The 19,791-nt window shown below is 43.8% G+C and carries 15 protein-coding genes; 7 read left to right on the top strand and 8 right to left on the bottom strand.

What is annotated here, in order from left to right; all coding sequences use genetic code 11:
* The first annotated feature begins 83 nt into the window (after positions 1 to 83).
* The gene (locus KKOR_RS11475) at positions 84 to 743 is read left to right on the top strand and encodes a TIGR02466 family protein (RefSeq protein ID WP_015781298.1); all 660 of its coding nucleotides are present in this window, start codon (positions 84 to 86) and stop codon (positions 741 to 743) included.
* A 22-nt stretch (positions 744 to 765) separates the two neighbouring features.
* On the opposite strand, the gene KKOR_RS11470 is transcribed toward KKOR_RS11475, so the two are convergent.
* Positions 766 to 999 (bottom strand): sulfurtransferase TusA family protein, encoded by a 234-nt coding sequence (locus tag KKOR_RS11470; RefSeq protein ID WP_015781297.1) that lies wholly within the window; start codon positions 997 to 999, stop codon positions 766 to 768.
* Positions 996 to 2,084, bottom strand: a complete 1,089-nt coding sequence (locus tag KKOR_RS11465) for a tRNA (5-methylaminomethyl-2-thiouridylate)-methyltransferase (protein ID WP_015781296.1) — start codon at positions 2,082 to 2,084, stop codon at positions 996 to 998. Before KKOR_RS11465 ends, KKOR_RS11470 begins: the two co-directional genes overlap by 4 nt.
* 401 nt (positions 2,085 to 2,485) lie before the next feature.
* Between KKOR_RS11465 and KKOR_RS11460 the strand changes: the two genes are divergently transcribed.
* The 5 genes from KKOR_RS11460 to dtd all read left to right on the top strand — a co-directional run bounded on the left by KKOR_RS11460 (position 2,486) and on the right by dtd (position 9,609).
* A complete protein-coding gene (locus KKOR_RS11460) occupies positions 2,486 to 4,438 on the top strand; it encodes a sensor domain-containing diguanylate cyclase (RefSeq protein ID WP_228638637.1) in 1,953 nt (650 codons plus the stop codon).
* Positions 4,439 to 4,483: 45 nt separating this feature from the next.
* Positions 4,484 to 6,586 (top strand): sensor domain-containing diguanylate cyclase, encoded by a 2,103-nt coding sequence (locus KKOR_RS11455; RefSeq protein ID WP_015781294.1) that lies wholly within the window; start codon positions 4,484 to 4,486, stop codon positions 6,584 to 6,586.
* 183 nt (positions 6,587 to 6,769) lie between these two features.
* Complete coding sequence (gene typA / locus KKOR_RS11450; RefSeq protein WP_015781293.1) at positions 6,770 to 8,593, top strand: translational GTPase TypA; 1,824 nt, start codon at positions 6,770 to 6,772, stop codon at positions 8,591 to 8,593.
* Positions 8,594 to 8,787: 194 nt separating this feature from the next.
* Complete coding sequence (locus KKOR_RS11445) at positions 8,788 to 9,150, top strand: hypothetical protein (protein WP_015781292.1); 363 nt, start codon at positions 8,788 to 8,790, stop codon at positions 9,148 to 9,150.
* 21 nt (positions 9,151 to 9,171) lie between these two features.
* Positions 9,172 to 9,609 carry a D-aminoacyl-tRNA deacylase gene (gene dtd, locus KKOR_RS11440; protein WP_015781291.1) on the top strand — a complete coding sequence of 146 codons (438 nt, stop codon included), beginning with the start codon at positions 9,172 to 9,174 and terminating at the stop codon, positions 9,607 to 9,609.
* Between the two features lie 15 nt (positions 9,610 to 9,624).
* On the opposite strand, the gene KKOR_RS11435 is transcribed toward dtd, so the two are convergent.
* Genes KKOR_RS11435 through KKOR_RS11425 form a run of 3 tightly spaced genes read right to left on the bottom strand, consistent with a single transcriptional unit; the run spans position 9,625 to position 12,905 of the window.
* Complete coding sequence (locus KKOR_RS11435; RefSeq protein WP_015781290.1) at positions 9,625 to 10,179, bottom strand: SRPBCC family protein; 555 nt, start codon at positions 10,177 to 10,179, stop codon at positions 9,625 to 9,627.
* A 15-nt stretch (positions 10,180 to 10,194) separates the two neighbouring features.
* The gene (locus KKOR_RS11430) at positions 10,195 to 12,072 is read right to left on the bottom strand and encodes an MFS transporter (protein ID WP_015781289.1); all 1,878 of its coding nucleotides are present in this window, start codon (positions 12,070 to 12,072) and stop codon (positions 10,195 to 10,197) included.
* Positions 12,073 to 12,098: 26 nt separating this feature from the next.
* On the bottom strand, positions 12,099 to 12,905 hold the full coding sequence (locus KKOR_RS11425; protein ID WP_015781288.1) for a TatD family hydrolase: 807 nt from the start codon (positions 12,903 to 12,905) through the stop codon (positions 12,099 to 12,101).
* Positions 12,906 to 12,992: 87 nt separating this feature from the next.
* On the opposite strand from KKOR_RS11425, the gene KKOR_RS11420 reads away from it, so the two are divergent.
* Positions 12,993 to 14,039 (top strand): AI-2E family transporter, encoded by a 1,047-nt coding sequence (locus KKOR_RS11420; RefSeq protein ID WP_015781287.1) that lies wholly within the window; start codon positions 12,993 to 12,995, stop codon positions 14,037 to 14,039.
* Positions 14,040 to 14,105: 66 nt separating this feature from the next.
* Here the strand turns inward: KKOR_RS11420 and KKOR_RS11415 are convergent, their stop codons facing one another.
* From KKOR_RS11415 to KKOR_RS11405, 3 genes are read right to left on the bottom strand one after another with little or no spacing between them, the layout of a single operon-like run.
* Entirely contained in the window at positions 14,106 to 15,509 is a 1,404-nt protein-coding gene (locus KKOR_RS11415; protein ID WP_228638634.1) for an efflux transporter outer membrane subunit, read from the bottom strand.
* On the bottom strand, positions 15,499 to 18,639 hold the full coding sequence (locus KKOR_RS11410; RefSeq protein ID WP_015781285.1) for a multidrug efflux RND transporter permease subunit: 3,141 nt from the start codon (positions 18,637 to 18,639) through the stop codon (positions 15,499 to 15,501). Before KKOR_RS11410 ends, KKOR_RS11415 begins: the two co-directional genes overlap by 11 nt.
* Before the next feature lie 12 nt (positions 18,640 to 18,651).
* A complete protein-coding gene (locus tag KKOR_RS11405; RefSeq protein ID WP_015781284.1) occupies positions 18,652 to 19,776 on the bottom strand; it encodes an efflux RND transporter periplasmic adaptor subunit in 1,125 nt (374 codons plus the stop codon).
* Positions 19,777 to 19,791 lie beyond the last annotated feature (15 nt).

Below are 19,791 nucleotides of genomic sequence, written 5' to 3'. Positions count from 1 at the left end.
TTATTGTTAAAATTTGACCAAGGCTAACAGTTAGAGATAGTATTTATTTCAAATAAAGCTCAGTATAAGAAAGATATCAATAAATGAATATACTAAAAAATGAAATTATACCAATGTTCTCTGTTCCATTGGGGGTGGCTCATAATCCAGATCATAACGAGTTGAACAATGAACTGGCTAAACTGTTCCGGCATAAAGCAGCTAACAGTGAGATAGATCAACATGGTTTTGTTACTAAAAACAAGGAGGTATTTGAAAGTTCTTTTGATTTGTTTAATTGGAAAGATGATTGCGTACAAGAGCTACAAAGATTCTGCTGGGCGCAACTATATCAATTTATAGGTACATTAAATCAGTATGATATGGATACTCTTCGCAAGTTACATATCGCTAGCGAGAGTTGGTATCATATTACAAAGAAAGGAGGATACTTTGGTATTCATAACCACCCTATGGCTTCTTGGTCCGGAGTGTATTGCGTAAAGGCTGGAGATAAAATGAATGATGACCCCGATAGTGGTGGTCTAAATTTTATTTCACCACATATTAGTACGACGAGTTTTATCGATAAGGCCTGTACAAATTTAGGAGGGCAATTTAGTAGGGGGAACAAGCTCGTTCAATTACAGGAAGGGCAGTTGGTATTATTTCCATCATGGTTGTTGCACGAGGTAAAGCCTTACTTTGGTGAGTCAGATAGAATCACCGTAGCTTTTAATTGCTGGTTTAAATATTCTGGCTAGAGCATCAGGCCGTAAGAAATCGCTAATTAGCGGTTTTTTTTATCGTGAAGATGATTGTTCTGTCATGTTCAATGGTTTCTAATACTTCTTGTTGGTTAATACGGCACCAGGTGGGGATATCGCTTAATGTACCTGGGTCGGTGCAGGTGACCTCCAGTATATCTCCCTCGTTTAATTCTTTTAGTGCGTTTTGCGTTTTTATAACCGGCATTGGACACAACAGGTTTGAGCAATCTAGCTTATGGTTTGTGCTCATACGTGCCATTCCTCTTTGACTTCATGCGCTGCCATTGGCGGGACATCCATGACATATGAAGTGCCATTATAGTTTTCTACCTGAACGGTTACCGATTCAGCGCTTTTACCACCAGAGTAGCGCGCTGTTATTTGTGCTGCCAACTTAATGTCCTCTTTGTCAAAAGCGCCGTCAAGTAAGGTCAAGGGTCCACCATGGCTGACGGTGTGGATGCTGGTAAATTGTTTTTTATAACCGGTTAAGAAGTTATTTTCCCCTTCTTCGCGGCTAACAATAAGCTTGAAGTTTGGTTTGGGGCGGATATGGCGTCCAACTTTTAATAGCATAATATCGTCCAGTTCGTAACGTCTTTCACCACGCGCTTCCCAGAGATCGGCAAGTTTGGCAGAGTAATTTGCATCGGTTAAGAAGCAGCAGCCACCGGCTGGTTGTGCAAAATCCTCGAAACCAAATTGTTTTGCTAATTCAAATTGAGGTTTTCGGCTACGCCCAGAGAAACCATAGAGTTGTTCACGATCAACCCATCCTTCACGCTCGGGGAGAGTAGGCATCAGATTTTTTGCACACAGAGGGCGTAACAGTCGGTCATCTGCGCCGGATTCGCGAGCAATAATGGGCATTGTTTCTTTGCGCTGTGACTTGGGGCGCTGACCGATCACTTCGCCTGTGATTATGAAATCAAAGCCATTCTCTTCGGCCCAGGCCCAAGCTTGAGCTTGATTGACCATAAAGATCTTACAATCCAGGCACGGATTGAGGTTGGCGCCATAGCCATGTTTTGGGTTGAGCACTATATCTTTATATTCCTCCGAGATATCAATGATATGGAGTTTTATGCCAAGCTGTTCTGCAACCCACAATGAGTTATTCCGTTTCTGCTTATCTTTGTCTTTTTTGCGAATGGCGTGGGTATGGCCCTCGACACAAAAGCCTGTATAGAAATTAATGCCCTCAACGTGAATACCTTGTTCTTGGATCACTTTTGCAGCAAGCAAAGAGTCCAGGCCGCCGGATATTAAGGCAACGGCTTTACGCTGTTTTTGTGGGGCTGTAGTCGAGTTTTGTGCAGAGTTAGCTTGAGTCATAGTTAGAAAATCAATAAGTTAAGTATTAAAGGGTGTTCAAAAAATGGACAGGGATTATATATTAGCAAGCCATTGGAGGCAAAGGCTGAACGGCTAAAAGCCTTTAAAATTGAAAATAACACCTAAAGGGGGATGTTATGACTTGGCAAAAAGTCAAAAAAAGTTTGGTAAATCAAAAGATTAGGTTACTATGGGAGTGCTAGCAACAGGAGGCAATTCTGGAAACTAGAACCAAAAAACAGCAAATAGTTACTGAATTGGGCTATGCATTGACGTATGGCCTGATCGCTTTGTTATTCAATAGTTATCTCATAGCCCATCTTTATGGCAATCTTAGCCTGCACTTTGGGCAAGTTTTTGTCATATTCTGTCTTATAACAAGAGGACTAAAGCCTGCTGCATTGGCGGCTTTAATAGGCTCAATAGGTCTTTATATTGAGACTCATAACCCCGCCTTTTTCATCAATTCATTAATTGAAATCCTGGTTTTATACTTACTGAGTCGCAGAGGTTGGGTGTTGCTGATTGCAGACATCGTCTATTGGTTGCTGATCGGTATTCCAATTACCTATGGATTTGTAACCGTTTTTTATGGCATATCATCCAGTGACTTTATCCAGGTCATCATGTTGAAGCAGCTGCTGAACGGAGTGATAGTGGTATCGGCAGCTTCACTACTTTTACCATTCATACCGCGTCGCTGGAGTAATCTGGAAGTTAAAGTCAAGCTGCCAAAGCTATCATACCGGATATTCGAGTTGTCGATGATTAGCATTGTCTTACCATCGTTGGTGATAACTTTAATTCTGTCTAACAATGCGGCTAAGATTGCAGAGGAACAGGTTAGTGAATTGTTGGGAGTACAAGCAGAGCATTACGCTGAAATTACCAATAACCATTTAACATTTCATCAGAGGATGGTTGATAACTTGGCCAACACATTCAGCTGGCAAATCTATGACAGTAACCACAAACTAGAATTATTATTGGACTCGCATAGCCAGTATCCAGATGTATTCTCTATGCTGATAACCGATCATACTGGGTTTGTAACCCATGGAGCCCCTGAAGACTTTGAGAAAACATTGAGGGAGTTGCCAAGAGAAGAAAAGATGGTTGATGATAGACTTTATTATCAAGTACCTCTTTCGAGGAATACTCATTATATATCGGATGTGTTCCAGGCAAGAGGCTACGGTAATGACCCTATAGTGGCAATTACCGCTCCTTATTATGAAAGCGATGCATTTGCAGGGATTGTGCAGGCGACCTTGAACTTAGCAAACTTTAAAAAATTCGAAAGTGGTTCAGAAGCACTTGATGTTTTAGTGGTTGTTACTGATGCGAAGAAGCAATTGGTTTACGCCTCTGATGCTTTAGGACTTGAGCGGTTAACCGAGTTTAAGGTGGAAGAGGTAGAGCAGGTATATACCGAAACACTTCCTCTATTAGCATTAAATGATAGTTTTTATTTATACAAAAAAAGCATTACGGACAGTGGTTGGAGAATTTTTACATTAAGTACTCCGGATACATTGATTGATGCCTATAGAAGTGATTTTTATCGCTTGATTGTTAGCTTGTTGATCATTGCTTCTATTGTCTTGCTGGTAACTAGAAGGTTCTCCAAACAAATTACTCGACCATTAGAAAATATTGTAAAGCATTTTGCCGCAAACGATCCTATACCTCAAAAGTCACGCTCTGTTTACAGTAGCGCAGAAATTGAATCAGTTCGGGATCAGTTGCAGCAGGCGCAGTTCTTTATGTTGGAATATCAAAGAACCTTACAGCAACAAGTTGAGGAAAAAACAAAGGAGCTTCGCGAAGCAAATGAAAAGTTAGCAGTGGTTAGTGTGCAGGATGAGTTAACTCAGATTTATAACCGCCGCGGCTTCAATCAGAATGCTAAAAATGCTTTTGCAGTGTCGATACGCCACGCTACTCCTGTAACGTTAGCGATACTCGACATTGATCATTTTAAGAATGTGAATGACCAGTGGGGGCATAGCGCTGGTGATCAATGCATTATTATGGTTGCGGAGGAAATGAAAAAGCGATTCAAGCGCGATTCTGATTTTGTAGCGCGTTATGGTGGTGAAGAGTTTGTAGTATTTATTGCTGGCGGAGATGTGGATGTTCATAAAAGAATGCTTGAAGAGCTGAGGACTAACATTGCCAACCATGAAGTCTACTATGAAGACACAATTATTTCGATCACAGTGAGCATTGGTGCATACAGTATCGTCGAAGATTTAAATATTAGTTATGATAAGCTAGTCTCTAACGCGGACAAACTTCTATACCAAAGTAAGGAAAATGGTCGAAATCAATTGACCATGGAAAAGCAGTAGAAAGTAAATAAAGCTAAATGATGGGAGCAGGTTAACAGGAGAGTTATGAACCAATATATTTCAGGATTGGTATATGGGGCGTTAGCATTAATTGCTAATCTTTATTTTGTTTTGCCTGTTTATGGTAATTTGAGCTTGCATCTTGGTGAATTTTTTGTCATTTTTTGCTTGGTCACCAGAGGTTTATCCCCAGCACTTATGGCATCGATACTGGGCTCTTTAGGACTGTATATCACTACCGGTAATCCATGGTTTTTTGCTGTTTCGATATTAGAAATACTGGTTTTACATTATCTCTTAAAAAAAGAGATCGTCTTATTAGTAGCAGATTTGCTCTTTTGGCTCTTGATTGGGTTGCCCATTACATACTTGGTCATCGTGTTTATTTATGAGGTCAGTACGCAAGACTTTGCTCATGTCGTTCTACTCAAACAGGCGCTTAATGGCATACTGATCGTCTCAATTGTTTCTTTGGTGAGACCCTTCGCTCCAGCGTCATGGTACTCGAAAAACTATACCCGGACAACGTTAAAGCTGTCGAGCCGAATATTTGAGGTTTCACTGATAAGTATCGCGCTTCCATCATTGATTGTTGCTTTAATTCTATCTGATAGCTCTGCTGATAATGCCGAAAAACAGATTTCTCAGCTATTAAAGATAAAGGCAGAAAATCATGTCGACTCAATAGAGAGCCATGTCCAACACCATAGAGATGCAATCGATAGTTTGGCGCTACTATTAGTTGAGTTTCAACTGGATGAAACCAAAACTCGAGAACTATTAGAAAAGTGGAACAGCACCTATGAAGGGTTTCTCACAATGCTCATAGCTGATGCTTCTGGAAGTATTATTCATGGTTCACCTAAAACTGCGTTTGATAAAATAACTCAGTTACCAGCCAGTGAAAGAATAGTTACTGACCGTAGCTATTTTTATGTGGCTAAAAAAACCGAACAAAATTTCATTTCAACAGCTTTTAAAGGTCGAGGATTTGGACATGCACCAATAGTAGCTATAAGCTCGCCATTATTACGCAATGGCGATTTTAAAGGGATTGTCCAAGGATCTTTGGACTTGCCCCAATTCGATGGTTCTGATAATAAAGAGGGACGAGTAAGCTATTTGATTGTAACGGATAGCAATAACAGCATAGTTTACGCATCTGATGGACTAGGATTAGAAAATTTGAGTCGATTTGAGCCTGTTGACGAGACCATAACTTTTACCAATACCTTGCCAGTGTTGACGCTTTCTACTGGTAACTACCTGTATCATTTTGAAGACTCAAAGCAGGGCTGGAATATATATGCCTTAGCTGACGCGAGCCAGTTAATAGGCTTTTATAAGCAGAATTTTTATCGACTTATGGTCGCCCTGTTTCTTATTTCAATTTTAGGACTGGTCTTTACACGTCGTTTATCAAAGCAAATTACCGACCCTTTGGTGGGAATAGTAAAAAGCTTTGCCGCACATAAAGTTATTGTTCAAGAACCGAATTCAATTTATACCAGCAAAGAAGTAGAGTCTGTTCGCTATCAGCTACGTGAGGCGCAGCAATTAACTTTAGAATACCAAGAAAATTTAAAGGAAGAGGTTGCTGCAAAAACATCTGAGCTTATCGCGATGAATGAAAGGCTTGAGAAGATGAGTGTCGAGGATGAGCTAACTAAAATATACAATCGACGTGGATTTGAGGCGGCGGCAAATGAGGCATTCAAGCTTGCGTGCCGAAATCGAACAGCACTAACTTTTGCAATGCTCGACATAGATCATTTTAAGAGAGTTAATGATACCTGGGGGCATGTGGTTGGTGATGAGTGTATTGTGATGGTTGCAAAGGAGTTAAAGAAGGTCTTTCTGCGTGAGACGGACTTTTATGCACGCTACGGTGGGGAGGAGTTTGTAGTGCTGTTAACAGGAGGAAACACTGATAAACATTGCAGGATGCTTGAACAGCTAAGGAAAGATATTGAGAACCATAAAGTGGCCGTTGATGGGGAGAATATTAGTTTAACCGTAAGTATTGGGGTGTTTAGTTTGAAAGAGGACTTTAATATCAGCTACCACCAATTGGTGTCTAAGGCCGATAAATTGCTTTATCAAAGCAAAACCGAGGGAAGAAATAGAATTAGTTCTGATTGTCAGTAGAAACCTGTTGAAAATCATTGCATTCACAATCTGATTTGATCTTCCTATCTAACTGTTATTTATCATGTTTTAGGTTAACCGTCGTAACCACTGTAGAATTCTTTTAATTAAACTGACTATTTTCTGTGCGAATGGCGCTATCTAGTATAGAATATGCGCCATTTTTTCACCTTTGAGAAATTTATGATCGATAAGTTACGCAACATTGCGATTATTGCCCACGTTGACCACGGTAAAACAACTTTAGTTGATAAGCTGTTGGAGCAATCAGGCACTTTGGGCGACCGCGCAGGCCCTCAAGAACGTGTGATGGACTCTAACGACTTGGAAAAAGAGCGCGGCATTACCATTTTGGCGAAGAACACAGCCATTAAGTGGAATGACTATCGTATTAATATCGTCGACACCCCTGGACACGCTGACTTCGGTGGTGAAGTTGAGCGTGTGATGTCGATGGTGGATTCAGTTTTATTGTTGGTTGACGCTGCCGAAGGCCCGATGCCGCAAACACGCTTTGTTACGCAAAAAGCGTTTGCACAAGGATTGAAGCCGATTTTGGTCATCAACAAGATTGATAAGCCAAGCGCTCGTCCTGACTGGGTTATGGATCAGGTTTTTGACCTATTCGATAACTTAGGTGCTACTGATGATCAATTGGATTTTGAAGTGGTTTACGCGTCAGCCCTGAACGGCTGGGCGAGTCGTGATGCAGAAACGACCGGCACTGATATGCAACCATTGTTTGAAGCGATTGTCGACAATGTTGCACCACCACCAGCCAATGCCGAGGGTGGTTTCCAGATGCAAATTTCGCAGCTGGACTATAACTCATACGTAGGTGTTATTGGTGTTGGCCGAGTGAGCCGTGGTAGCGTAAAACAAAATCAGCAGGTTACTATTGTCAGTGCTGATGGCACTAAACGTAATGGCAAAGTAGGCCAGGTACTAGGCTACCTTGGTCTTGACCGCCATGAAGTCGATTCAGCTGATGCTGGCGACATCATTGCCATTACTGGTTTAGGCGAGTTGAAAATCTCTGACACGATTTGTGATCAAAACGCCGTAGAAGCATTACCACCTTTGTCTGTTGATGAGCCAACCGTAACCATGACCTTCCAGGTCAACACCTCACCGTTTGCTGGAAAAGAAGGTAAATATGTTACTTCACGCAATATTCTTGAGCGTTTGCAACAAGAATTAGTACACAACGTTGCTTTGCGTGTGGAAGAAACTGATGACCCGGATAAGTTCCGAGTTTCAGGCCGTGGTGAACTGCATTTAGGTATCTTAATTGAGAATATGCGTCGCGAAGGTTTTGAGATTGCAGTTTCTCGTCCTGAAGTAATTCTTAAAACGATTGATGGCAAGCTCCAAGAGCCATTCGAAACTGTGACCATTGACGTTGAAGAGCAGCATCAAGGCAGTGTTATGGAGCGTATGGGTACCCGTAAAGCGGAGTTAACCAATATGTCTCCTGATGGTAAAGGCCGAGTTCGTTTAGACTTTATGATGCCAAGCCGTGGTTTGATTGGTTTCCAAACTGAGTTTATGACACTAACCTCCGGTTCTGGTTTGATGTATCACTCGTTTGACCATTATGGACTACATAAAGGTGGCGATATTGGACAAAGAGCCAGTGGCGTACTTATTGCCAACATGACCGGTAAAGCTTTGACTAACGCCTTGTTTAACTTGCAAGAGCGCGGTCGTTTGTTTGCTAAGCACGGTGACGAAGTGTACGAAGGTCAGATTGTCGGTATTCATAGCCGCTCGAATGACTTGACGGTTAACTGCCTGAAAGGCAAACAGTTAACCAACGTACGCGCTTCCGGTACTGATGAAGCACAGGTTTTGACTCCGCCAGTTAAGTTGACTCTAGAGCAGGCATTAGAGTTCATTAATGATGATGAATTGGTTGAAGTGACGCCAAACAGTATCAGATTGCGTAAAAAGCACTTGTCGGAAACTGATCGTAAGCGTGCGAGTCGTCCACCGAAAGCGTCTTAAGTTTTAAAAGACCTTTATAAAGCCGTTATCTGCTTAGCAGTTAGCGGCTTTTTTATGTCTGTGATGATCAAATTAGGTGAATGAGTTAGCAATAACTCAATAAAATCGTTACACTTTTTGCAGAGGGCTAAAATAATTGCAACCATTTGCAATCAAGCCAATCAGATACACCATAAATTACAAAAAGGTCATCTATGAATCAGATTAAATCGCTGACACTGTGCGTCTCACTGGTTGTTATAACTGCTTGCACCACCACACAAGGTACCGATGCACTTAAGGCCTTGAGTTATTTATTCGGTGGTCAGCCAGATCGCGCACAGATGCTTGATGCCACTGTTGAAGAGGCTTTGCAGTATGAATTTGATCGCTGCATAAGTGGGCAAGAGCTTACTGCAGAAGTGCAATCAGAATGTATTAAGACAGCATACGCTACCGTCAAAGAAGATATGAATCTTGAAGAACGAGTAGGGGAAGATGGTCGTGTGATTATAGAGCGTGTCGATGATGAAGATATGATTTATGAGGACGATGGTGGGCAAGAAAACAATAATTAATAAGAATTGAGTAAGTAACGGATGATAGCTGTATTGCAACGTGTGTTGGAGTCTAAAGTGGTTGTCGATGGTAAAACGATTGGGGCAATCGATCAGGGACTGATGGTTTTACTGGGTGTTGAGAAAAATGATGACCAGGTCACTGCTGATAAGCTGCTCCAGCGTATCTTGAAGTATCGCGTGTTTGGAGATGCGGAGGGTAAGATGAACTTATCTTTACAGGATGTGAGCGGTGGTTTGCTCTTGGTACCGCAATTTACTCTTGCAGCCGATACACATAGTGGTTTGCGTCCAAGCTTTTCTTCAGCCGCACCACCAAAACAAGGCAAAGAGTTATTTGGTTATTTTGTTGAACAGGCGCGTAATCAATATGACAAAGTTGAGTGCGGCCAGTTTGGAGCTGATATGAAGGTCCATCTCATCAATGATGGACCTGTTACTTTTTATTTAAAAGTTTAAAGCTCTATTAACAATCTAATAATCGACTTCGCCATTGAGTTCGTCAGGAGAGGTCCCTTCAATCAGTTTTTTGAGTTTTTCAAGATTGTCCTGATTGACCTCTTCAATGCTTCCCTGAATTAAAAATAAAATCGCATTTTGCACGATGCCTTTGCCTGAATACTGTTGCACCATGGTGACATTAGTTGTCTTGTCGTCCACCGCTTCAAAAGTAACCATCGTCTGACCGGTTAGCCATTCATTAGCATAGTCATAACCAACTTGTTGATTAGCCACATAGGAAGTCAAAGTATGTTGCATCTTAATTAAGTTACCCTCGGCCGATTTGTAGTTCATAGTCCACTCACTGCCTACTTCATTCAAAGAACCGCTAACATTCTCCAGGGAGTGGAATTCTGCCAGCCAATGATTCAATAAGAGTGGATTGTTATAGACAGCAAAAACCTGTTGCACCGGCGCCTCGATAGTCACGCTAGCCTTACTATCAAAATCTCGTTTGAAAATTCCTATGGCAACCAGTATCAAGAAAAGAGTGCCAATAAAGATGAAACCGTACTTTAAAACTTTCATACTGTATAAATCCTATTAAGGTTTGTTATCGCGAAGTTCACTAACCACTTCCTGTAAATATTCTTTGGAAACTTTTCCAGGTTCGATCGGATCGCCAACCACTAATGTTACCTTTGTTCTTAAGCGTTTTAAACGATCGATAAACTTATTAACCGTTTTACGGCTGAATAGACTTTGCCATAGACCTTGTAGCGCCATAGGAATGACTGGAACAGGAGTCGTTTCGATTATACGCTCAATTCCAGACTTAAAGTCATTCATCTCGCCATCAGTGCTTAGCTTTCCTTCTGGGAAAATACAGACAACTTCACCATTATCGAGTGCTTCAGCAATTTGGTACATGGCTTTATTCAGTAGCTCTCTCTCCTCGTTGGCCCCGGCGATAGGAATTGCTTTAGCTGTACGAAAAATAAAGCTTAAAACTGGAATCTTAAAAATTTTATGGTACATCACGAAGCGTACGGGTCGGCGAATAGAGCCTGCAATGATTAATGCATCCACATAACTGACATGGTTGCATACCAGGACATAGGCACCTTCATCAGGAATTTTATCCAGCTCCTTTTTGCGCACGCGATAAATGGTGTGAATCAGAATCCAAACCAGAAAACGCATCAAGAATTCGGGTACCAGAGTGAAAATATAGATAGCGACTAAGGCATTAAGAATCGCCACCAGTAAGAAGAATTGAGGAATGGTCATGCCGTTACCAAGTAATATTGCGCCTAACACCGCGGCGACGACCATAAACAAGGCATTAAGAATATTGTTACCTGCAATAACGCGCGACAGATGTGAGCGCTCGCAACGCTCCTGAATCAAAGCATATAGCGGCACTATATAAAAACCACCAAAGATACCGACAAAGGCACAATTCAGCAGAGTTCGAATGGAACCATCTTGAGACAAGTACTCTGTCGGTGATAAAAGACCCTGATAGCCGCTATATGGGTTAGCGAGGAAAATATCTATCGCAAACCAGGTCATGCCGATCGCACCAAAAGGAACTAGGCCTAGCTCTACCTTCCGGCCCGAAAGTTTTTCACAAAGAACCGAACCAATGCCAATACCAACTGAGAAGCAAGCAGAAATCAATGTTGCTACTAGCTCATTACCATTCAAACTTACGCGGGTGAAATTTGGAATCTGGGTCAGGAAAACGCTGCCATAAAACCAGAACCAGGAAACTCCGAGAATGGATAGAAACACCACTTTTTGTTTGCGGGCAAATTTGAAGGTCTTCCAGGTTTCTGTTACTGGATTCCAGTTAATTTTAAGATTTGGCTGGGCTAACGGCGTTGTAGGAATTCTTCTGCTGAAAAGGTAACCGACAACTGCCAGGGTAATTAATAAGACGCTGAGGATTTGCATACCACTTGCTCCTCGCTCCATTAAAACTCCACCAATAATGGTACCAATAATGATTGATAGGAAGGTACCCATTTCGACCAGGCCATTACCACCCAATAGCTCACTGTCTTTTAAATGTTGCGGTAAGATACTGTATTTGATCGGGCCAAATAAGCTGGACTGAAAGCCCATTAAAAAGAGCACAAATAATAAGAACCAAATATTGTTAAAGTAAAAGCCAATAGCTGCAAACATCATTACTATAATTTCAAACAGTTTTATTTTTCTGATCAGCGCAGACTTTTCATATTTTTCAGCAATTTGTCCTGCGGTGGCGGAAAAAAGGAAAAACGGCAGTATAAATAGGCCAGCGGCCATATTGGTCATAATGTTTTCACTGAAATTAATTTCAGAGGCAACCTTGAAAGATATTAATATAATGATTGCTTGCCGGAAGATATTGTCATTCATCGCCCCCAATGCTTGGGTGACAAAGTAGGATGAAAAGAATCGTTTTTTGAATAATGAAAACTGATTAGCCACTAGGTTTCCCTTCTGTTCAATATGAGTCAGGACTTGAGTCCAAAAAAATGTTTTGCATTGTGATAGCTGATGCTGGCAACATGCTCTAAGCTCTGCTGGCGACAGTTAGCTACTTTTTGCGCGATATGCGATAAAAACATGGGTTCATTCCGACCATCCTTTGGTTTTGGCTTCAGATCTCGCGGTGTGAGCCAGGGTGCATCGGTTTCGAGCATCAGCTTGTCGTCAGGAATTCGATGGACCATGTTTGCAAGTTCCTGTCCGCGCCTCTCATCGCATATCCAGCCAGTGATACCAATGTATAGCCCAAGCTCTAAATACCGCTCCAGAGCCTGCTCAGAGCCAGTGAAGCAATGAATTACGGCTGGTGGTAGCTCAGCTTGGTATTCCTGCAATAACTCCAGCATGGTATCGCTGGCATCGCGTTCATGCAGAAACAGTGGTTTTTGTAGTTCACAAGCGAGTTCTAGCTGTTTCCGGAATACTTGAATCTGGTTGTCGGGAGTAGAAAAGTTACGGTTAAAGTCCAGTCCGCACTCACCAACAGCTACTACTTTGCTCACTTTGTGCAGTGCTTTGATGGCTTCAAGTTCAGCATCAGTCATTCGCTCCGCGTCATGCGGATGGCAGCCTGCGGTGGCATAGCAATGTTCATATTGCTGGGCAAGTTCCAGCGCTTGCTGGCTTTCTCGAGCATTGGTGCCAGTGATAATAATGGCTTCCACATCGGCCTCTAAAGCGCGTGCAAGCACCTGCTCTCGATCCTTATCGAAACGATTGCTGGTGAGATTGACCCCAATATCAATAAATTGTATTTGTGCAGATTGCGCCATAAAGTCTGATTGGCATTAGAAAAAACCTTGTAAGATGTTATAAACTAATTCGACTATAAATCAAAGAGATAACAAAAAGGGAATACCATGTCAGCAGAAACCTCCAGAGTTACCAGTGCGTTAGTCGCCATCGCTGCAACTTTTCTGATTATTGCCGGATTAAAAGCAGCCAGTGTCTTTATCGTACCGGTTATTTTGTCATTGTTTGTGGCGATCATTTTAGGACCGCTCTATTTTTTCTTTGCCAGAGTAAAACTGCCCATTATTAAAAAAGATATGCCCGATTGGCTGGCCATAATTTTGGTGGTGGTCATTATGAGCCTGTTCTTTTTTGTTATCGGTACCCTGGTCGGCAACTCTGTCGAGCAATTTTCCAATAACCTACCTCGCTATGAAATGATGCTGCGGGCAAAATTTGAGGGGCTTGTGGTCTGGCTCGCGGGACATGGCGTGGAAGTGCCGCAAACACCATTGGCTGAGCGTTTCTCGCCTGGTGTCATGATGAATTTGTCGGCCTCTATTTTGAACGGCTTAGGCGGTGTCTTGAGTAATACCTTCTTAATCATCCTGACCTCTATCTTTTTATTGATGGAAGCCAGTATTTTTGGAGACAAAATGAGACGTGCCTTCCCAGATGTAGAAAGTAAAGCGCACCTTGGGTTGGGGGAAGTAATTTCAAAAATCAAACGCTACGCTTCGATCAAATCAGTCGTAAGTTTATTGACTGGCGCTATTATCAGCCTCTGGCTATGGTTGATCGGTGTGGAGTATCCCTTTCTGTGGGGCTTAATTGCATTCATGTTCAACTTTATTCCTAACATCGGCTCAATTATTGCCGCCATTCCAGCGGTACTGCTAGCCTGGTTAACCTCCGATACTTTATCTACGCCCTTATTGGCTGCCGCAGGTTATTTGGCAGTGAATTTTGTTGTCGGTAATATCATAGAACCTAAATTTATGGGTAAAGGCTTAGGTCTTTCAACACTAGTTGTTTTCTTATCATTATTGTTCTGGGGCTGGGTATTAGGGCCTGTTGGTATGCTGCTATCGGTACCATTGACCATCATTGTAAAAATCTTCCTTGATGCCAATAAAGAAACTCAGTGGATTGGAATTATGCTTGGGGATAAATAACACACAATAAAAAAACGCCCGAGGTTAATCGGGCGTTTATATTTTTGCAAAAAGTCGTCTAGACATTTACTGACTAACGGTATCCCCACCACCCAGTGCTTTGTACAGGGTGACGGTATTGGCTAAACGGGCGCGTTCGCTTTCCAGCTTAGCTTGTTCAGCTGCAAATAGATCCTGCTGCGCACTCAACACTTCAAGGTAGCTGGCGAGCCCGGCTTTGTATTTCGCTTCAGCCAAATACAGGCGGCGTTTTTGGGCTTTAACCAGATCAAGGTTGGCATTGAGCTCATCATCATAACTCTTGCGGTTTACCATCAGCTGATAGACTTCGGCAAAGGCCTGTTGGATGGTTTGCTCATAGCTTGCCACCATTTGCTCTTTCTGCGCCTTGGCGACGTCAAGTTGAGCGTTTAGAGCATTACCAAAAATAGGTACAGAAATGGAGGGCATGAAAGTCCAGGTTTCTGAATCACCATCAAACAAACTATCGAACTCGTTGCTGGCAAAACCGAAATCTCCAGTTAAACGCAAGCTGGGGAAGTAGGCAGCCCGCGCTGCGCCAATATTACCGTTGGCAGCGTACAGCTGGTGTTCTGCTGCTAACACATCAGGCCGGCTTAGAAGCACGTTAGAGCTGATATTGTCAGGCAACTCCAGGCTCATCATCTCTGGCATCTGCTGGCTATCGGTCATTGATACTTGATTAAGCGGTGTACCAATTAAGAGTTCAAGATTGGTTTTCGAAACGGTATATAAGCGTTCTAGCTGAGATTTGCGCGCTGATACTTGTGCCAAAGCAGCTTGAGCCTGCGCTAAATCCAGATCGCTGGCTATGCCATTGTCTTTGCGCTTTTGAATCAGATCCAGGCTTTCCTGGCGACTATTAAGTGTTTGCTGTGCAAGGTTCAGGTTTTCTTTTGCTGATAGCCAGGAATAATAAGCGTTAGCAGTTTCTGCGATAACAGAAATTTTCACGAAGCGTTCGGCCTGCTCAGTGGCGTAGAATTGATTTAAAGCAGCGTCGCTTAATGAGCGAATGCGACCAAACAAGTCTAGTTCATATGAAACTAAACCAACCTGTGCATCGTAGCGATTGAACATGACGCTACCGCCAGTAAAGGTCGACAAGTCCCTGCCGCGGGTTTGGCTGACTTCGCCGCGGAAACCAGGGATAAACTCTTCCCATTGGATCTGGTAACGACCCTTAACTTCAGCCACGCGTGCTGTTGCTATCCGTAAATCACGGTTATGCTCCAGCGCTTGAGCAATCAGAGCTTTGGCATTGTCATCGGTAAAGAAGTTTTGCCATTCACTTAACATTAGCTGCTCAGCAACGTCTGTTTCTTGCTCAGAAATGGTCAGGTTTTGAGCCACCGGTAATTCTGGTTGCTCATTATCGGGCGCCATGGATAGACAACCCGATAATATGAATAGTGCCGCTAAAGGCGTTAAACTTGTTTTAATCATCATTAATCTCCATTCCTCTGGCAGCCATTTCATAATGTTTTAGTTTGCGTGGGAAAATCTTGCGCACCAGTAGATAGAATACTGGTACAAATATAATGGCAAGTATTGCAGCTGAAATCATACCGCCAACCACGCTGGTGCCGATTGCTTGACGGCTTGCTGAGCCAGCTCCGGTGGCAAGCACCAGAGGCAGCACTCCCATGACAAAGGCCAATGAGGTCATTAGGATGGGGCGCAAACGAAGCCTACAGGCTTCAGTTACTGCTTCCAGTGGGCTCTTGCCTTCTCCTTCAGCTTCACGAGCAAACTCAACAATTAAAATGGCATTTTTTGCGGATAGGCCGATGATGGTAATCAGTCCAACTTTAAAATAGATGTCATTGGGTAAGCCGCCAATAAATGCAGCAATGATCGAGCCCAGGATCCCGAGCGGGGCGACCAGAATAACCGAGAGTGGCACTGACCAGCTTTCATATAGCGCAGCCAGAACCAGAAAGATCACCAGGAATGATAAGGAAAACAGCAGGGTGGTTTGATTACCCGCGACTTTTTCCTCTAGTGATTGCCCCGACCATTCGTAACCCAGCCCCTTGGGGAGCGTTTGTGCGAATTCTTCCATCAGCGCAAGTACTTCACCCGAACTGACCCCGGGGGAGCCGCTACCGGTTATCGGTAGCGAGGGTGAGCCATTGTAACGGGTGAGCTTAGCTGGTGCTTCGGTCCATTGGGCTTTTGCTACTTCCGAAAGGTTGACCAGATCGCCTTGATCGTTGCGCACTTGCATGGTCAGGATTTCATCAGGTGTTGAGCGCGTTTCAGCGTCTGACTGCAACCAGACCTGACGCACTTTCTGCCCTTCTACATAGTCGTTGATATAGGCTGAGCCGAGAGCAATTTGTAGAGTACTGTTTAATTCGCCGATATCAACGCCCAATGAGCGTGCCTTGATGCGATCGACTTCAATGGTCAGCAGTGGAGCAGGCGGCAATGTATCGGGGCGAATTTCAGCAAATTTACCAGACTGAGAGGCCATGCCTACTAGTTGGAATGCGGCGCCCATAAGCTGGTCGGTACCTACTCCAGACTTGTCCAGTAGCTGGAAGTCAAAACCGCTGCTGTTACCAAGTCCCGGAATGGGGGGCATGTTGAACGCAAAAGTCGAGCCTTCTGAATATTTCATAAATTCGGCAGTAGCGGCTGCCGCAAATTGGTCTGCGTTACGCATACCTTCGCGCTCAGCCCAAGACTTAAGGTTAACAAAGGTAATCGATGTATTTTGTCCGGTACCAAAAAAGCTGAAGCCGGCGACTGTAATAATCCGCTCCACCTCGGGTTGTTCTAAGAACCAGGCATCGGTCTTCTGGGTCAACTCAAGAGTACGGCTACGGGTTGAGCCTGAAGGCATCAAGGAAGAGGAGACAATGAAGCCTTGGTCTTCCGAAGGTACGAAACCGGTTGGCATACTGGCAAAACGCCAACCCACCAGCCCGCAGATAACCACAAAGATAGCCATTGTGATGAGCTGACCGCGTTTATTGAACAGTTTCTCCTCTTGGCTCATATAGGTTTCAGTAAACCAGTTAAAGCCTTGGTTGAACCAGCGGAAAAAAGCCCACTCCTTTTTTTCTTTGGTTTCTGTTTTTAAAAAGCCTTGCGCAATGGCAGGGCTGAGAGACAGTGATAAAAAGGCGGAAATGGAAACGCTTAATACGATGGTTAAAGAGAATTGCTGATAAATGCGACCTACTGAGCCAGAGAAAAATGCCATTGGTATAAAGACCGCAATCAGTACCGCGGTGGTACCGATAATGGCGCCAGAAATCTGTTTCATGGCTTTTTTGGTCGCCTGATATGGGCCAAGCTTTTCTTGATCGATAATCCTTTTGATATTCTCAACCACGATAATGGCGTCATCGACCACGATACCAATCGCAAGCACCATCGCAAACATGGTTAGCATGTTAATGGAGTACCCTAATAAGTAGAGTCCCATGCCGGTACCAATAAGTGATACTGGAACAACAATGAGCGGAATGATAGTGGTGCGCCAGCTCTGTAAGAACAGAAACATCACCAAAGTGACCAGAAACACTGCTTCAATCAAGGTTTGCAAAACCTGGCCAATGGATTCATCGATGAATATTGAAGTGTCGTATGGTACAACCCAGGACATATCGTCAGGGAAATACTGCTCAAGCTCCGCCATCTTGGCTTTGACCGCTTCCGCAGCTTCTAATGCATTACCAGTATTGCTTAGCTTTAAGGCAAATGCTGCTGACTCCTGACCATTTAGAAAGGCTTGAGCGGTATAGCTATTAGCGCCACGCTCAACCATTGCCACATCCTTAAGTCGAACTATTGCTCCTTCTGATGAGGAGCGCAGGATGATGTCGCCGAACTGCTCCGGCGTATTCAGCCTGGAGGGCACTAAGATAGTGGCATTTATTTGCTGCTTGTCCGGTGCCGGCAGGGAGCCCAGTTCGCCAGTAGCCAGCTGCGCATTCTGATTTCGGATTGCTTGTGCTATCTCGTCCGCAGTAATGGCAAAAGAAGCCATTTTTTTCGGATCAACCCAAATTCTCATGGCATAAGTAGCACTGAACAGTTGCGCACTACCAATACCATCAATACGACGCATTTCACCCAGGATGGCACGATCAATATAGTCCCCCAGGTCGGTTGCGTCATGGCTGCCATTAGGCGAGTAGAGTGATACTACCATCAAAAAATCTGGGCGAGTTTTGTCAATATTCACCCCTTGAGTACGAACGGACGAGGGTAGGCGCGCTTCCACTCTTTTTAAGCGGTTCTGAACTTCTACCCCAGCAATGTCGGTATCGGTTCCAGTTGCAAAGGTTAGAATAATGGTAGAGGTACCAGTGCGTGAGCTTTCCGATTTGATATAACGTAGCCCTTCAATACCGTTCATCTCTTCTTCGATGACGCTGGTTACCGTGTCTTCGATCACTTTAGCCGAAGCACCCGGATAGGTGGCGTTGATTGTGACCTGGGGTGGTGAAATATCAGGGTAAGCCATGATCGGCAGATTTTGCACTGCTAAGGTGCCACCCAACAGAATTAACAGCGAGATCACCCAGGCAAAAATGGGCCGGTTGATAAAAAACTGTGCCATTGTCTATTATCCCTATTGTTGTGTGTGCGAGCTATTTGATGGAGCGGACATCGCTTGTACAGGGGTCCCAGGTTGCAGAAACTGGGTATTGCTGGTGATGATTTGATCACCGGCCTTAAGGCCGCTTTTGATGACCCAGTTCTGCCCCATCATAGGACCGAGCTCAACCGGTTGGAAAGCGAGCTTTCCATTTTGAATGACTTTGACGACCGCACCTTGTCCTGTTAGCTGGACTGCTTTCTGGGGCACTTGCACCAAGCTTGATGAATCGGCAACAGGAGCTTTTACGCGGACAAACATACCGGGTAGTAATTGATAATCTGGATTTTTTACCGTTGCGCGAAGAGCAACTGATCCTGTATCTGGATCCACCGATAAGCTGGAAAACTCTAATTGTCCTCGGTGGCTATAGGGAGTGCCGTCAGCAAACAGTATTTGCACCTCTCTTGAAGTCGCATCGGTTGCTTCAGAATTAGCAAAAAGCTCACGCAACTGATTGATTTCGGTAGCTGATCGAGTGAAGTCAACATAGACCTGGTCCAACTGCTCAATGGTGGCTAAATGGGTGGCAGAGCTAGCGCTGACCAGCGCTCCTTCGGTCACCAGTGCTCGACCAATACGACCAGAAATAGGTGCTTCAACAGTGGCATAATCTAGATTGATCTGAGCTTTTTGCAATTGGGCTTTAGCTTGTTCAACCTGGGCATCGGCCTGCAGGCTTTGTGCCTGGTAGGTATCAAACTCCTGTTGGCTAACCGCGCCTTGTTCTAACAGTTGCTCATAACGCTTGAGCGTTTGTTTAGTAAGCTTTTGTTGCGCCTTGGCTGTATTCAGGTCTGCGTGGGCAGCAGCTAAGTTGGCTTTCATGATTCGATCGTCAATTTGGAACAGTGATTGTCCTTTCTTGACGTCCTGCCCCTCGATAAAAATGCGTTTTTCCAGAATGCCATCAACGCGGGCGCGTACTTCTGCGGTACGAATTGCCAGTACTCGGCCTGGTAGGTTTTCGGTTAACGTAGTTTTTCCTGCGGTAACTTTTGTGACTTGTACTGGTACTGGTTGCTGGGCCTCGTCGGCAGCCATTGCATTACCTGTAAAAGTAACCAAAAGTGCGCTAATAATTACAGCATATTTCATGGGGAATAAATCCTT

The sequence above is a fragment of the Kangiella koreensis DSM 16069 genome (assembly GCF_000024085.1).
GTDB lineage: Bacteria > Pseudomonadota > Gammaproteobacteria > Enterobacterales > Kangiellaceae > Kangiella > Kangiella koreensis.
This window is presented reverse-complemented; position numbering and strand designations above follow the sequence as displayed.

Bases quoted from the DNA above. Each gene is read 5' to 3' on its own strand.
- KKOR_RS11405 (WP_015781284.1), bottom strand. From the start codon at position 19,776: ATGAAATATGCTGTAATTATTAGCGCACTTTTGGTTACTTTTACAGGT.
- KKOR_RS11475 (WP_015781298.1), top strand. From the start codon at position 84: ATGAATATACTAAAAAATGAAATTATACCAATGTTCTCTGTTCCATTG.
- KKOR_RS11455 (WP_015781294.1), top strand. From the start codon at position 4,484: ATGAACCAATATATTTCAGGATTGGTATATGGGGCGTTAGCATTAATT.
- KKOR_RS11470 (WP_015781297.1), bottom strand. From the start codon at position 999: ATGAGCACAAACCATAAGCTAGATTGCTCAAACCTGTTGTGTCCAATG.
- typA (WP_015781293.1), top strand. From the start codon at position 6,770: ATGATCGATAAGTTACGCAACATTGCGATTATTGCCCACGTTGACCAC.
- dtd (WP_015781291.1), top strand. From the start codon at position 9,172: ATGATAGCTGTATTGCAACGTGTGTTGGAGTCTAAAGTGGTTGTCGAT.
- KKOR_RS11410 (WP_015781285.1), bottom strand. From the start codon at position 18,639: ATGGCACAGTTTTTTATCAACCGGCCCATTTTTGCCTGGGTGATCTCG.
- KKOR_RS11465 (WP_015781296.1), bottom strand. From the start codon at position 2,084: ATGACTCAAGCTAACTCTGCACAAAACTCGACTACAGCCCCACAAAAA.
- KKOR_RS11415 (WP_228638634.1), bottom strand. From the start codon at position 15,509: ATGATGATTAAAACAAGTTTAACGCCTTTAGCGGCACTATTCATATTA.
- KKOR_RS11425 (WP_015781288.1), bottom strand. From the start codon at position 12,905: ATGGCGCAATCTGCACAAATACAATTTATTGATATTGGGGTCAATCTC.
- KKOR_RS11420 (WP_015781287.1), top strand. From the start codon at position 12,993: ATGTCAGCAGAAACCTCCAGAGTTACCAGTGCGTTAGTCGCCATCGCT.
- KKOR_RS11445 (WP_015781292.1), top strand. From the start codon at position 8,788: ATGAATCAGATTAAATCGCTGACACTGTGCGTCTCACTGGTTGTTATA.
- KKOR_RS11435 (WP_015781290.1), bottom strand. From the start codon at position 10,179: ATGAAAGTTTTAAAGTACGGTTTCATCTTTATTGGCACTCTTTTCTTG.